This window comes from Streptomyces kanasensis (assembly GCF_043077165.1).
Taxonomy (GTDB): Bacteria; Actinomycetota; Actinomycetes; order Streptomycetales; family Streptomycetaceae; genus Streptomyces; species Streptomyces changanensis.
The window spans coordinates 775070-788911 of the sequence record NZ_JBIBSF010000001.1; the positions used below are offsets into that span (position 1 = coordinate 775070).

The following is a 13842-nucleotide window of genomic DNA, read 5'->3' on the forward strand; positions in this document are numbered from 1 at the left end:
CGCCGCACGCTCCGTACCGGGGTCCCCGGCCCGGCCGCGGCACGCGCGTCCGATGTCGGTTCCTGTTCGACGAGCCCCGCCCGACGACCCCGCTGCCAGCGGGCGCCACCGCCGGGGGCGCCCTGACCATTGCCCACGCGGTCTTCTGCCAGGGCCCCTACGGGAAGAGCAGCCGCTACCGCGACTCATGGGCTGGGGCGTGCCGTGGTACTCCGCGGTCCCCTCCCCGGTCGGCCGACTCGTCGGCATGATGCGCCTCGTGTGCTGCCCACGGGACGACGACCGCGTCTTCGAGACGTACTGGACGACCTGCGCGGCGTGGAGGGCGTGGACCACAGCCACGCGCTCATGGACCTCACCGTGTACGGGCGTCGGGACCTGTGGGAGGGCTCGCCCTCCGGCTGGCCCCGCGTCCAGGAGACCCCCGCCGATCACGTCCGCCTGCGGAGCGGCGGACGCCCCGTCCCCCGGTGTTCACGACTCGGGACCGGCCGCTCCGACGACCTCACCCCCGCCCCCTGACGCCCGAGGGGCCGCGACCGCACACCGCGGCACTTCACCTCGGGGACGGTCGCGGGGTCAGCGGCTGCTCCGTTCCCGCACCAGGGCGGCGATGCGTCCTGCGGCTTCGGTCGCGTCCTCGTGTTCCCAGACGCGGACCGACGCCCAGCCCGCCTCGGTCAGGCGGGCGTCGGTGTCCCTGTCGCGGGCCCGGTTCTTCTCGATCTTCTCCCGCCAGAACAGCGCGTTGTTCTTCGGCCACGTGGCATGCTGGGGGCAGCCGTGCCAGAAGCAGCCGTCGACGAAGACCGCGACGCGTGCCGGGCCGAAGAGGATGTCGGCCTCGCGGCGCACGCCCTTGAGCGGCCGGCGATGGACCCGGTAGCGGAGCCCCGCGGCGTGCAGGGTCTTGCGGAGGGCGATCTCGATGTCCGTGTCGCGGCTGCGCTGGCCGCTCATCCGGGAGCGGATCTGCGGAGTGGTCTCCAGGGCGGGCATGGCCCCATTCTGACGCCAGCGGAATGCGGCCGCGGCCTCGGCCCGGACATGAGTCAGGGCCATCACATGATGGCCCTGATCCTCGGAATATCCGACATCGCTGTCGGGACGACAGGATTTGAACCTGCGACCCCTTGACCCCCAGTCAAGTGCGCTACCAAGCTGCGCCACGTCCCGGTGCCCGTCTGACCTGGGGTTTCCCCCGGATCGGCGTGCACGAGAACAATACCGCACTCCGGCCGGTGATCACTAACCACTTCGGCGGGGCCGTGTCAGGCGTCGGCGGGCGGCGGGTCCAGCTCCGGGTGGGCGACGCGGAGGCGGGCCGGGGCGGCCTGGCGCCAGGAGTCGACGAGGACGGCGCGCAGCTCCGTCTCGTCGTCCAGTGCGGCGAGGCGGACGCGGAGCCAGGCGTACGGCTCGTCGTGGCCGTGGCGGAGGAAGAACTTGTGGGGTTCGGCGGCGATCAGTTCCTCGCGGTCCTCCTTCGGGCACTTCACGCCCATCACCTCGTCGTCGCCCTCCAGTGCGGCGAAGATCCGCCCGGCGGGGCCGGCGCGGAAGGTGGGCATGCCCCAGGACAGCTTCTCGACGGTGGCGGGCAGTGACAGGGCGACCCTGCGTGCGTCGTCTGCGGTGACCATGTCCCGACCGTAGGGCGGCCCCGGCGGTGGAGCCGCGGGGGTGGGGCCGTCCGGGCAGAGGTGGGGCCGTCCGGTGCCGCCGGTCGCCCGGCGCGGACTGCGTGAGGGCGCGTTGGCGGGGGTGGTGGGCGCTGTTCGCGCCCCGTGGCGCATCCGGGCGCCGCCCATAGGCCGGGGTGCGGCGGCATAGGTCCGGGGAACCCGGCGTTCCGCGTCCCTCCGGCAGGTCGCCGGGCCCGCGCGGTGGTGCGGGCACATCCCGCGACGTCGTGGCCGGTCGTCGGCGGGTGCGGGACGACGAAGGCGACGGCCCGTGCGTTCGGGGACGACCGGTAAGGCTGTGACCAGGGGTTTCAGCGGGGCGTCGGGCGGGTCGGATGACGGGGCCATGACGGGAGGGGGTGGGCGGAGCAGCGGTCGGCGGCTTCTTGTCCGAATCGCGCCCGCGCTGCTCACGCAAGGACGCGATCCCGCCGCATTCGGTCCGGATCGGCATCCGACCGGTCCGGCTGCCAGAAAGAGCTGGGGCTGCTGTGACGGATGGTGCGGTCTTCCCCCTGAGGACCGACTCCGTACCCGAAACCTTTGCCCTTGGCATGTAGCAGAGAGAGGCACGGAGGGAATGCCCATCGGGTAGGACTGGTCCGGCGCCTACCACGCATCACCGAGCACTAATCAAACGCCAACAGCCCTGCTTTCAGCCATTGTTCAGACCGTGTTGAACCGCACTCGGGAGAGCCGCACCATGGGGTGTCACCCCTCTCGGGACGGGATCACCGCCGCTGCACCACCTGCTCGAACACCCACGCCAACAGGCGTTCCCGCAGAGGAGGGCTCGCATGGACGGCTACTTCGCCGGTCAGCTGCACCACCAACTCAGGCAGCAGGTGAGGAGCTTCGCGGAGACCGAGGTCGCACCGCGCGTTCCCGCCATGGAGGCGACCCGTTCCGTCCACCACGACCTGTCCCGGCACATAGCCCGCCAGGGCTGGATCGGCGCGACGATCGGCCGGGACCTCGGCGGGATGGGCGTCGGCCACCTCGGCAAGACGATCATCATCGAGGAGCTGTCCCGGGTCAGCGCGGCCATGGGCGCCATGGTGCAGGCATCCCAGTTGGGCGTCGCGAAGATCCTGCACTTCGGGAACGACGAACAACGCAAGGCGTGGCTGCCGCCGATCGCCGCGGGCGAGTGCCTCCCGACGATCGCGGTCACCGAACCGGAATCGGGCGGCCATGTGCTCGGCATGTCGGCCACCGCGGTCCGCGACGGCGACGAGTACGTCCTGAACGGCCGAAAGGTGTACGTCGGAAACAGCCATGTGGGTGACCTCCATGGCGTCGTCGTCCGTACCGGACCCGGCGCCAAGGGGCTCACCGCGTTCCTCGTGGAGGCCGATCGGCCCGGCCTGCGGGTCGGTGACGAGAAACCGACGATGGGACTGCACGGTTTCGGTTTCGGTGAACTGATCCTGGAGGACTGCCGCGTCCCGGTCGCCAACCGGCTCGGCGCCGAGGGGGACGGCCTGGCCGTCGCGTACTCCTCCAGTGTGCTGTACGGGCGGGCCAACCTCACCGCCGTCGCGCTCGGCATCCACCAGGCGATCCTGGACGACACGGCCCGCTTCTGCGAGGAGCGGCACCGCTACGGCGAACCGCTGCACGCGCTGCCCTCGGTGAAGCTCAAGCTGGGGCAGGTGCAGTCACGGCTGATGACGGCGCGGTTGGCCGCGTACCACGCCGTGCACCTCCTCGACCGGGGGTTGCCCTGCGACGCGGAACTGATGAACGCGAAGCTGGTCAACGTCGAGTCCACGCTCGACTCGGCGCGCAACGCCATGGAGATCCACGCGGCGGCCGGTCTGTTCACCGACCGCCCGGTCGAGCGCTATCTGCGGGACGCCCACCACATCTTCGCGCCCGCGGGGACGTCGGACGTCCAGCTGCTGCGCCTGGCGGAGGTGGCGCTCGGGGCGGGCAAGGGCCAGTGGTCGGAACGGCTCGCGGACGCCGTGCGGATGGCCCCGGTGCCGTGACCGGGCCCGGCGGGGACACGAGGCGTCCCCCGGGGAGTCGCACGCTCCCCGGGGGACGCCTCGCCGTCGCCGTACGGCGCGCGCCACACGATCTGCCGCGCGTGCCGCGCGCCGCACGCCCCCGCGCGCCCTTCGTCCCGTGCCCGCACGGCGCGTGCCGCAAGAGGCGTGCCCGCCCGGGGCGTGCCCGCACGGGGCGTGCCGCGCGTCTCGTCAGAGGCGGCCCTCCTCGCGGCGGTGGATCTGCTCCACCAGCTCCGCGGCGAGCGACTTGATGGTCTCCAGTCCGGCCCGGCCCCACGGCCGGGGCTCGGTGTCGACCACGCAGATCGTGCCGAGGGCCGTGCCCGTCCGGTCGATGAGGGGCGCGCCGAGGTACGAGCGGATGCCGATCTCGTCGACCACCGGGTTCCCGGCGAAGCGCGGGTAGTCGCAGACGTCCTCCAGGACCAGCGCCTTGCGGCGGACCACGACGTGCGGGCAGTAGCCGTGGTCGCGGTCCATGTAGCGGCTCACGGCGCCGGAGGACGCGACGGCCCCGAGGTCCGCTCCCGAGTGCAGGCCGGTCGGCGTGTGCAGACCGGCGAAGAACTGCCGGTTCTCGTCGATGAAGTTGACCATCGAGTAGGGCGCGCCGGTCACCTCGGCGAGCCGGTCGGCGAACGCGTCGAAGGCGGGTTCCGGCCGCTCCCCCAGGCCCAGTTGGCGCAGTCGCCGCACGCGCGCCGGCGCCTCCTGGTCGACGGGGGTCAGCAGCAGGTGTCCGGTCGGGTCGTAGGTCATGTGGGTGCTCCGTAGCTCGGCACCGGCGCGGGGGCCGGATCGGTGGCCAGCAGGTGCTGGACCAGGGTGACCAGGGTCTGGATCCCGGAGCCGGCGACCCGGGCGTCGCAGAGCACGACCGGCACCTCCGGTTTGAGGTCGATCGCGGCCCGGACCTCTTCGGGTTCGTAGTGGTAGGAGCCGTCGAACTCGTTGACGGCCACCACGAACCGGATGCCGCGCCGCTCGAAGAAGTCCACGGCCGAGAACGAGTCCTGGAGGCGGCGCGTGTCGGCGAGGACGACCGCTCCGAGCGCCCCCTCGGACAGTTCGTCCCACATGAACCAGAAGCGCTCCTGTCCGGGGGTGCCGAACAGGTACAGCACGTGCCGCCGGTCGAGACTGATCCGCCCGAAGTCCATCGCCACCGTGGTGGTGGTCTTGGACTCGATGCCCTCCAGGCTGTCGGTGGCGGCGCTCACCTGGGTGAGCACCTCCTCCGTGCTGAGCGGTTCGATCTCGCTCACCGCGCCGACGAAGGTCGTCTTGCCCACGCCGAAGCCGCCCGCGACGAGGATCTTCAGGGCGGTCGGGAAGACGTCCTCGTCCTCGGCCCGGCGTTCAGAGCCGTCGTCGTAGGCCATCGAGCACTGCCTCCAGCAGGGATCGGTCGGTGGTGTGATGGTCGTACCGGGGGGCCCGGGCGGTCAGCGCTCCGCAGTCCACGAGGTCCGAGAGCAGCACCTTGGTGACCACCGCGGGCAGGCGTAAGTGCGCCGCGACCTCCGCCACGGAGGTCGGCCCGTCGCACAGCCCGAGGGCCACGGAGTGCTCGGGCCCGAGGGGGGCGGGGGGCGCCGCGCCCGTGGCCATGACCTGGGACAGCAGATCGAGTGCGGCCGTGGGTCGGGTGCGGCCGCCGCTCACCGTGTAAGGACGGATGAGACGGCCGGCCGCGTCGTCGAGCCACGGCCCGTCCTGTCGGGACGGCACGCGTCAGCGCCCCCGCACGCCCGGCGCCGCGGCGGTCTGCCTGGCCGGGGTGACCAGGTAGGGGCGCACGCTCTTCACCAGCATCGTCATCTCGTAGCCGAGGACGGCGGCGTCCGTCTCACGGCCGGCGATGACGGCGAGGCAGGTGCCGGAGCCGGCCGTGGAGACGAACAACAGGGTGGTCTCGAGTTCGACGACGACCTGGCGGACCTCGCCGTTGTCGCCGAACCGCGCCCCGGCGCTGCGTCCGAGTGAGTAGAGGCCGGAGGACAGGGCCGCCAGGTGGTCGGCGCTGTCCGGGTCGAGGCCGTGGACCGATTTCACCAGTCCGTCCGAGGAGAGGAGAACCGCGCTGTGGGTGTACGGCACCCGTTGGACCAGGCCGCTCAGCAGCCAGTCGAGATCCGAGGAATGGCCGGTCGGCGCATCGCTCGCCATGGTGCATCTACTCCTTGTGGGCTTCGTCGGGACGCTGCGGTTCGGTGGGGCCTGCGTGGGCGGACGACGGCGGCATGGACTCGGCGAGCCCGATGCCGCGCTGGAACGCCGCCATGAGTCCCGGGTCGTGCAGGACGGGTTCGTCGTGGCGCCGCCGCACGGGTTCGTCGCGCAACTGCGGGACGAGGTGCTCCTGGGCGCGGCGCTTGGGCAGCAGGGGGCGCCCTTCGAGGTCGTGGGCGGTGTCGCCGTCCGCCGTCTCCTGCGGCAGCGGCAGCGGGGCGGCGGGTGGGGTGTCGTACCGGTCGTCGAGCGACGCGCGCGGTCCGGGCGGCCCGGACCGTACGGGCGGTCCCGTCGGCGGTACGGGCGGGGGGCCGGGCGGGGGGCCGGCGGCGCGGGACCCGGCGGGGGTGGGCCCTGTGGGACGTCCGCCGCGTACGGGGAGGGGGGCCACCAGCCGCTCGGGGGCGGGTGCCGCCGCGGCGTGGCGGGGCTGACGGGGCAGGCGGTCGGCGGCGGTGGCCGCGGCGGGCGCCCCGGCGGGGCCTTCGTACCCGGGCCGGCCGGTCGGTCCGCGTCCGGCGGCGGACGCGGGGACGGCAGGCCCCGCGCCCGGTACGGCGACGGGCCCCGCGCCCGGTACGGCGTCGGGGGCCGACCGGGGTGGGGCGGCGGGCGCAGGTCCCGGTGGAGTGGATCCCGGGAGGGCCTGCGCGGGGACGGCGGCGGGCATGGGCGCCGCACCGGACGCCGCGCCCGCCGCCGCACCGCTCTGCTGCCGGTTTCCCTGGTGCGGGTGGTCCGGGTCGGCACCGAGGAGTCCCTGCGGCACGACCAGGACGGCCTGGACGCCGCCGTAGATGTTCGACTGGAGCCGTACCGCGATGCCGTGCCGGCGGGCCAGCGCGGAGACCACGTACAGGCCGATGCGGCCGTCCTGGAGCAGGTGGGCGACGTTGACCTGGTCGGGATCGGCGAGGAGGGCGTTCATCTTCTCCTGCTCGGCCAGGGGCATGCCGAGGCCGCGGTCCTCGACCTCGACGGCGAGCCCGGCCGTGACGTACTGGGCGCGCAGCAGCACGGTGGTGTGCGGGGCGGAGAACAGGGTGGCGTTCTCGACCAGTTCGGCGAGGAGGTGGATGACGTCGGCCACGGCGTGGCCGCGCAGGGTGCCGTCGATGGGCGGGACCAGCTTGACCCGGGGGTACTGCTCGACCTCGGCGATGGAGGAGCGCAGCACCTCGGTCATGGTGACCGGATTGGACCACTGGCGGCGGGAGATGGCACCGCCGAGCACGGCGAGGTTCTCGGCGTGGCGGCGGATGCGGGTCGCCAGGTGGTCGACGTGGAAGAGGCCCTTGAGCAGCTCCGGGTCCTCGACCTCGTTCTCCAGCTCGTCCAGCAGCTGGATCTCGCGGTGCACGAGGGACTGGAGCCGTCGGGCGAGGTTGACGAAGACCTCGACCTTCTGTTCGTTGCCGACGCTGCTGGAGAGCCGGGACGCCTGGACGACGGCTGCGACGGCGGCGTCGTGCGAGCGGCTGAGCTCGTGGGCGAGCAGGTCGAACTCGTCGCCCCCGGGGCCGGGCGGCGGGATCTGCCGCACGGGGGGCCGCTCGCCACGCCTCAACTGCTCGACGACCACGCGCAGTTCGTTCTGGGCGCGGGCGGTGGAGCGGCGCAGGGCGTGGCAGCGGTCCAGTACGGAGCGGGCCGCGCGGTCGGCGCCGAGCCCGGCGCCGACGACGGCGGCCACGGTCAGGACCGCGGAGCAGGCGAGCGCGGCCCAGAGCGCCGCGGAGGGCCGGGCCCCGGTCCAGCGGAGGGTGAGGACGACCGCGGCGGCGCCGCCGAGCGCGGCCACGGCGGCCGGCAGGACGGAGGCGCGCAGCAGGTGCGGACGTATGCGGGCTTCCGGGGGCGGCGCGGCGGGGTGCGTCCTGCCGGTGCCCGGCAGGTGGCGGGCGCCTGACCGGCCGTGGCGCCCGCCGCCCTCACGGCGGTCGGGCCGTGCGGCGGGTGCGCGAAGTGGAGACATCAGCGTCCTTGGTACGTGGGTCCCAGGGAATCGGCATAGTGCGGTATCAAACGGGCGTTCGGCATCGGGCGGGAGTGGATTGAATCCCCGATCGATGAGCCCACCGTTGATCACCGGACACACACGGTAGTCGTCCACCGTTCTCGGGTGGTGGGCTGTTGTCAAACTTGCCCGCCAGGCGTCCCGCTCTGGTATGAGGGGTCGTACGGGAGGGCGAAAATGCCGCGGGGCGGCAGGACGCGCCCGGAGCACCCGCGGGCACCGGCCCCACCGGCCGGGCTCCGGTGGGCGTCCCGCGCGCCTCCCGTGGCAGGCTTGGTCCGACCGCGCCGGCACGAGGGCTTCACGGGCGCGGAGGAACGGCGGGGGCATGACGGAGCAGGACACAGTCGGGACGTACCTCGCGGGTTACGCCGGGATCCTCACGGCCGCCTGCGCCACCGGCCGGCGGCTGACCCGCGGCGAGCGTGAGGCGCTGCGCGCGCAGGGCGAGCGGGCGGCCGAGGCGGGGGTGGGGCTACGCGTCCTGGTGCGGGCGCACCTCGCCGCCGCCCAGGACGTGCGCGCCGGTCTGCGCGGCGCGGCCGCCGACCACCTGCTGGCGGCGGTGGAGGAGGCGGTGGACGCCTTCGCGGAGGGACACGAGCGGGCGCAGCGGCTCGCGATCCGCCGGGAGGAGGCCGCGCGGCGGGAGTTCATCGACGACCTGCTCCACGGCCGCAGCGGCCTGGGACACGTGGCGGAGCGGGCGGAACGTTTCGGGCTGCTGCTGTCGCACGCCCACGCGGTCGCCGTCGCCGAGGGCCCGGAGCCGTACGACGACGGGTTCGCCGAGACCCGCCGCGTCGAGTCGTCCCTCGCCGCGCGCTTCGGGGACCGCCGGATCCTGTTGACCACGAAGGACGGCAGGCTGATCTGCATCGCGCCGGGCGACCAGGACGACGTCCTGACCTTCTTCGCCAAGCAGGCGTACGCGGCGACGGACGGCGGCCGCGTCGCCATCGGCCGGTCGCACCCGGGGGTCGGGGGCGTCGTCCACTCGTACGAGGAGGCGCTGAACGCCCTCGCCCTGGCGGAGCGCATGCACCTGGAGGGGCCGGTGCTGCGCGCCGCGGACCTGCTGGTGTACCCGGTGCTGACGCGCGACCGGCAGGCGATGGCGGACCTCGTCCGTACGGTGCTCGGTCCGCTGCGCGCGGCGCGCGGCGGCGCGCGGCCGCTGGTCGACACCCTCACGGCGTACTTCGACACGGGTTGTGTGGCCGCCGAGGCCGCCCGGCGGCTCTCCCTGAGCGTGCGGGCGATGACGTACCGGCTGGAGCGGATCCACCAGCTGACGGGGGCGGATCCGGGGGACCCCGTCCACCGCTACACGCTCCAGACGGCCGTCATCGGCGCGCGTCTGCTGGGCTGGCCGGACGAGGAGATCTGACGGGCCGGCGCCGCGCCGGCGCCCGGGTCTGCGGTGGCGCCGGGATGCGCGCCGGCGCCCCGGCACACCACGCGCGGGCGCACCACGCCTGGGCCGCGGGCGGGCGTCGCGGGCGGGCGTCGCGGTGGGACGGGCGGGCGGTGGGACGGGCGGGCGGGCGCCCCGAGCGCGTGGGGCGCGTCGGGAGTGGCGCGCCCTGACAGCCGCCCGGGAACGCCGCAGGCCCCCGGCGAACGTCAGTCGCCGGGGGCCTGCCGAAGCGTCACCAGGGCTCGTGGGAACGCGGTCGGCGGCTCCGGCCTCCCATCGCGCCGGAGCCGCCGACCGGGCGCGGCGTCCGCCGCTTCTCCCCCGCGGTCCAAGGACCCGTGCCCCCGTGGTCGGTGGGGACTCCGCGCTAGTCGGCGATCTCGATCCTGCCGTTGGCGGTGGACGGGGCCGGGTCGGCCGCCGGGGTGCCCACGCCGCCGCGGGTGGTGATGCCCTTCAGGAGCTGGGCGAGGTCCACGCCGGTCGTGGAGCCGAGGAGCTCCAGCCCCTGGGCGACGTTGTCGGCGACCGCGCGCGGCAGCTTGCCCGCGCCGTCGGTGGAGATCACGGTCATCTTGTCGATCGCGCTGAGCGGCTCGGCGGCCTTGGCGACGACCTGCGGCAGCACCTCGACGAGCATCTGGAGCACGGCCGCGTCGCCGTACTGGGCGAAGGCGTCGGCCTTCTTGCGCATCGCCTCCGCCTCGGCGGCGCCCATGGCGGCGATCGCGGCGGCCTGCGCCTCACCCTCGATGCGTACGGCGTCGGCGAGGGCGGCGCGGTGCGCCTTCTCGCCCTCACCGGTGAGGCGGGAGCGCTGGGCGTCCGCCTCGGCCTCCTTGACCTGGGCGATGCGCCGGGCCTCGGCCTCCTGCTCGGCCTGGTAGCGGGCGGCGTCGGCGGGCTTGCGGACCTGGGTGTCGAGCTGGCGGTCGGTCAGCGCGGCCTGCCGCTCGGCGACCTTCTCCTGCTGGCTGAGGATCTCCTGCTGCCGGTCGGCCTCGGCGAGCGGGCCGGCGGCCGCGGCCTTCGCGGCGGCCTCGTCCGTCTCGGCCTTGATCTCGGCCTGCTTGAGCGCGAACGTCCGCTGGGCGATCGCGATCTCCTCCTCGGCCTTCAGCCGGGCCTGCTCGGAGGCGCGGCGGGCGACCGCCTCGGCGATGTCGGCCTCCTGCTTGGCGCGGGCGGCCTCCGGCCGGCCGAGGTCCTCCAGGTAGGAGCCCTCGGTGGTGATGTCCTGGATCTGGAACGCGTCGAGGACCAGGCCCTGGCCGGAGAGGCTGGCCTCCGCCTCCTCGGCGACCTGCCCGGCGAACGCGGCGCGGTCGCGGATGATGTCCTCCACGGACATGCGGCCGACGATGGAACGCAGCGCGCCCGACAGCACTTCCTGGGTGAAGCCGACGATGCCGTCCTGCTGCATCAGGAACCGCTGGGCGGCGGCCCGGATGGAGTCCTCCGTGCCGCCGACCTTGACGATCGCGACACCTTCGAGGTTGGCCTTGACGCCGCGCAGCGTCACGGCGCCGCGCACGGCGACCGGGATGTGCCGCGAGGACAGGTCGAGGGTGAACTTCTGCTGCACGAACGGGACGACGAAGACGCCGCCGCCGACCACGACCTTCTGCCCGCTGTTGTCGGTGAAGACCCGGCCCGTGTCCGGGTCCGTGGACTTCTTGCCGCGGCGGCCGGTGATGATGAACGCCTCGCTGGGGCCGGCGACCTTGTACCGGGTGATGACGACGAGGCCCAGCAGGACGAGGAGTACGACGACTCCCACCACTGCGGTGACGACTGGACTCATGATGGTTCCCCCTGACCTCCTCGCGGAGGGCGGATCGGATGGACGGGTGGGGAAGGAGAGGCGCCGGGGCCGTCAGCGTTCGACGGGCCGCACGCGGACGGAGCCGGCGGACAGCGCCGCCTCCACCCACACCTCGGCGCCCCGCTGGACCGGCACGGCCGAGCGGGCGGCGAACTTCACGGGCTGACCGGCGAGCCGCAGCAGCACCTCGCCGTAGCCGTCGGCCGGAATGGCGGTGACGACGGACCCGGCGCTGCCGACGAGGTCGTCCTCGCGGGGGGCGGCCGTGCCGCGGTCGTCCATGAGGCTGCGGCTGAGCTTCCACGTCAACCACGCGGCGCCGAACCCGGCGAGGACCCCGGCCGCCGTGGCGACCCCGGCCCCCGTTCCGGTGGCCCCGAGGACGATCGCCCCGGTGAAGCCGAGCATGGACACGAACCCCGCGACGACGGGCAGCGAGAGCCACCCGTCGAAGAGGCCGCCCAACGCCCCGTCGAACATTCCTTCCAACACGCCGTCCAGGGCCAGCGACGCGACGAGAAGGACGATCCCCGCGATGCCGAGACCGAGGAAAAGACCCATGCGCGCACACCTCCCTGGTTTCGGGTGTTCTCTCAGTGATCGGATTGTCTCATCGGTGCCCGCGCGGGTGCACTGCCGTCGACCGGCAGTCTTGATGCGTCTTTGATGCCGACCTCGCACGCGGGCGCGGCCCCGGCCCGCTCAGCTGGTCTTCCGGTTCGTGAGGTGCGGTCCGATGTAGCCGACGACGACCTTCCCCGTGGTACCGCGGCTGTCGTCGTGGAAGTAGATCCGCGGGGATATCGAGCCCTTCGAGCCGAGCTTCAGGTGCGCCTCCATCAGCATGCGGCCGCTCGGGTCCACCTCCACCGGCACGGGGAAGACGCGCTCCTCCCCCCACATCGCCTTGGTGGCCTCGTTCTCGCTCATGGCGACCTGCTTCACCGGGAAGATGAGGGCGCCGGCGACCGGTGCGTTCCGGCAGAAGTGGTAGTACCCGCCGGAGATGGCGCCGTCCCGCTGAGCGGACGCGTAGGAGTCCAGCGAGCGCAGTCCCTGCCACGCCTTCGCCGCCCACGTCCGGGCGAGTTCGTGGTCGTCCAGGGCGATGGCGGTCCTGCGGTCGGCGGTCACGCGTATGTGAGTGATCTCCTCGATGCGCGCCCACAGCTCCTCGAAGGAGCTCGGCTGCGCGGCCGCCTGGTCGAGGACGACCGTCTCCTCGTGCCGCCCCTGCCCGTGGAGCCGCTGGCGGAGGACCCGCGCCTCGCTCTGCGCGCGCTCGACGTTCTCCAGGGCGACCGTGTGGTCCTCCATCTCCTGGTGGAGCTGCTCCACCGCCGAGTGCAGCTGGACCTGGAGGGCCTGGACCGTGCGTTCGGCGAGGTCCTCGCGGCGGCGCGCCTCCGACAGGTCCTGGTCGGCGTCGGCCAGGAGCTCGGTCAGGACGGTGACCTCCTCCTTCAGCGCGGCGAGCTCCTTGCCGAGGGCGGTGGCGTGCGCGCGGGCCGCGTCCTGGGCCGCGCGCCGCACGCCCTGCTTGCGCTGCCGGTCGTCCGGGAAGACGAGGGTGCGCAGCCGGGCCGGCAACTGCGTCCCGAGTGCCTGCTGGTGGACGCCTCGGGCGATCAGCCGGTACGCGGTGTCCTTGGGGTCGCAGAGGCGCGCACCGCTGAGGAGGCGGTGCCGGGGGGCGTCGGCGGCCCAGGCCGGGTCGACGTCCTGCAGGTAGGTGCGTACGGCGCCGGGGGCGACGCGGTAGTGCTCGCCGACCGCCTCGCGGAAGGCGACCACTGCGTCGGCGTCGGTCAGCAGGTGGAGCGACGCGTCGCCCGCGCACTTGGGGAGCAGCTGCCGCATCCGCCGGGTCCAGACCTCGTCGGGTTGGACGGGGCGCGCGGCGACGACGGCCGGGAGCCGGCGGTCGGGGTCGCACAGGACGTCGACGAGGTGGTCGACGTCCGCCGCAGTGACCTCGTGGGGGCGGGTCGTGAGGTGGGCGAGGCCGTCGCGCGGGTGCAGGACGTCGACCAGTTGCTCGACCAGGGCGGGTCGCGCCGGGCTCAGCGCGGTGGTCCCGTTGTCGAAGCACTCCAGCGTGACGGCGACGGACTGCGGCTCGTCGGCGGAGTCCGGGGAGACCGCGGCCACCGTGACCCGCCACGTCGCCTCGTGCTTGTCCTCGCGCAGCTGGATCCTCAGCGCGCGCTCCGCGCCGTCCAGGCGGTACAGGGCCTGCGAGGTCAGGACCGTGTGCCCGTTGAGGTGGTGGGTGCCGGTCTCCAGCGGGGCGCGGTCGAACTTCCTGTGCAGCCACTGGGCGGTGACGCGCCGGACCTCCGGGATGATCTCCGTACCGGCCGGGACGTCCAGGACGGACCGGTGGACGAGGGGCGCGGCGCCCAGCACGTCCGGGGCGGATTTCCGGGCGCCCGGCACGGCCGGGGCGGCGGGTCGGGCGGAGTCGGTCGTGACGGTCGGGGCGGCGGGTCGGGCGGAGTCGGTCGTGACGGCCGGGGCGGCGGAGTCGGCGGAGTCTGCGGCGGGCGCTTCTGGCGCGGAGGGACCGTTCAATGCGAGTCGTCCACTTCGGGGAGATGGGCCCCACTCGGCAGCGCGCGGTAGGGCCGGGGCCGTTCGGG

General features: G+C 73.8%; 13 protein-coding genes and 1 tRNA gene. 3 read left to right on the top strand and 11 right to left on the bottom strand.

The genetic code is table 11. From position 1 onward, the window contains the following. The first annotated feature begins 261 nt into the window (after positions 1 to 261). The gene (locus tag ACF053_RS03395; protein ID WP_391952245.1) at positions 262 to 522 is read left to right on the top strand and encodes a hypothetical protein; all 261 of its coding nucleotides are present in this window, start codon (positions 262 to 264) and stop codon (positions 520 to 522) included. A 57-nt stretch (positions 523 to 579) separates the two neighbouring features. On the opposite strand, the gene ACF053_RS03400 is transcribed toward ACF053_RS03395, so the two are convergent. From ACF053_RS03400 to ACF053_RS03410, 3 genes are all read right to left on the bottom strand, one after another. Next, complete coding sequence (locus tag ACF053_RS03400) at positions 580 to 999, bottom strand: very short patch repair endonuclease (RefSeq protein ID WP_391952246.1); 420 nt, start codon at positions 997 to 999, stop codon at positions 580 to 582. Positions 1000 to 1102: 103 nt separating this feature from the next. Then, a tRNA-Pro gene (locus ACF053_RS03405) sits at positions 1103 to 1176 on the bottom strand. 95 nt (positions 1177 to 1271) lie between these two features. After that, complete coding sequence (locus tag ACF053_RS03410; protein WP_391952247.1) at positions 1272 to 1643, bottom strand: MmcQ/YjbR family DNA-binding protein; 372 nt, start codon at positions 1641 to 1643, stop codon at positions 1272 to 1274. Positions 1644 to 2482: 839 nt separating this feature from the next. On the opposite strand from ACF053_RS03410, the gene ACF053_RS03415 reads away from it, so the two are divergent. Next, entirely contained in the window at positions 2483 to 3679 is a 1197-nt protein-coding gene (locus ACF053_RS03415) for an acyl-CoA dehydrogenase family protein (protein WP_391952248.1), read from the top strand. Between the two features lie 213 nt (positions 3680 to 3892). Here ACF053_RS03415 and ACF053_RS03420 read toward each other — a convergent pair whose 3' ends face one another. From ACF053_RS03420 to ACF053_RS03440, 5 genes are read right to left on the bottom strand one after another with little or no spacing between them, the layout of a single operon-like run. Continuing rightward, the gene (locus tag ACF053_RS03420) at positions 3893 to 4462 is read right to left on the bottom strand and encodes a GAF domain-containing protein (protein ID WP_391952249.1); all 570 of its coding nucleotides are present in this window, start codon (positions 4460 to 4462) and stop codon (positions 3893 to 3895) included. After that, positions 4459 to 5085, bottom strand: coding sequence for a GTP-binding protein (locus tag ACF053_RS03425; RefSeq protein ID WP_391952250.1), 627 nt, complete (start codon positions 5083 to 5085; stop codon positions 4459 to 4461). Before ACF053_RS03425 ends, ACF053_RS03420 begins: the two co-directional genes overlap by 4 nt. Further along, positions 5063 to 5434, bottom strand: coding sequence for a DUF742 domain-containing protein (locus ACF053_RS03430; RefSeq protein WP_058942596.1), 372 nt, complete (start codon positions 5432 to 5434; stop codon positions 5063 to 5065). The genes ACF053_RS03425 and ACF053_RS03430 overlap by 23 nt, the downstream gene beginning before the upstream one ends. Before the next feature lie 3 nt (positions 5435 to 5437). Continuing rightward, positions 5438 to 5872, bottom strand: coding sequence for a roadblock/LC7 domain-containing protein (locus ACF053_RS03435; RefSeq protein ID WP_391952251.1), 435 nt, complete (start codon positions 5870 to 5872; stop codon positions 5438 to 5440). A 7-nt stretch (positions 5873 to 5879) separates the two neighbouring features. Next, a complete protein-coding gene (locus tag ACF053_RS03440) occupies positions 5880 to 7913 on the bottom strand; it encodes a sensor histidine kinase (protein ID WP_391952252.1) in 2034 nt (677 codons plus the stop codon). 370 nt (positions 7914 to 8283) lie between these two features. Here ACF053_RS03440 and ACF053_RS03445 point away from each other — a divergent pair, with 370 nt between their 5' ends. Further along, entirely contained in the window at positions 8284 to 9345 is a 1062-nt protein-coding gene (locus ACF053_RS03445; protein WP_391952253.1) for a PucR family transcriptional regulator, read from the top strand. A gap of 397 nt (positions 9346 to 9742) precedes the next feature. On the opposite strand, the gene ACF053_RS03450 is transcribed toward ACF053_RS03445, so the two are convergent. The 3 genes from ACF053_RS03450 to ACF053_RS03460 all read right to left on the bottom strand — a co-directional run bounded on the left by ACF053_RS03450 (position 9743) and on the right by ACF053_RS03460 (position 13774). Further along, positions 9743 to 11179, bottom strand: coding sequence for a flotillin family protein (locus ACF053_RS03450; RefSeq protein ID WP_391952254.1), 1437 nt, complete (start codon positions 11177 to 11179; stop codon positions 9743 to 9745). Between the two features lie 72 nt (positions 11180 to 11251). Continuing rightward, positions 11252 to 11761 (bottom strand): hypothetical protein, encoded by a 510-nt coding sequence (locus tag ACF053_RS03455; protein WP_391952255.1) that lies wholly within the window; start codon positions 11759 to 11761, stop codon positions 11252 to 11254. A gap of 141 nt (positions 11762 to 11902) precedes the next feature. Beyond that, the gene (locus ACF053_RS03460) at positions 11903 to 13774 is read right to left on the bottom strand and encodes a hypothetical protein (RefSeq protein ID WP_391952256.1); all 1872 of its coding nucleotides are present in this window, start codon (positions 13772 to 13774) and stop codon (positions 11903 to 11905) included. Positions 13775 to 13842: the final 68 nt, after the last annotated feature.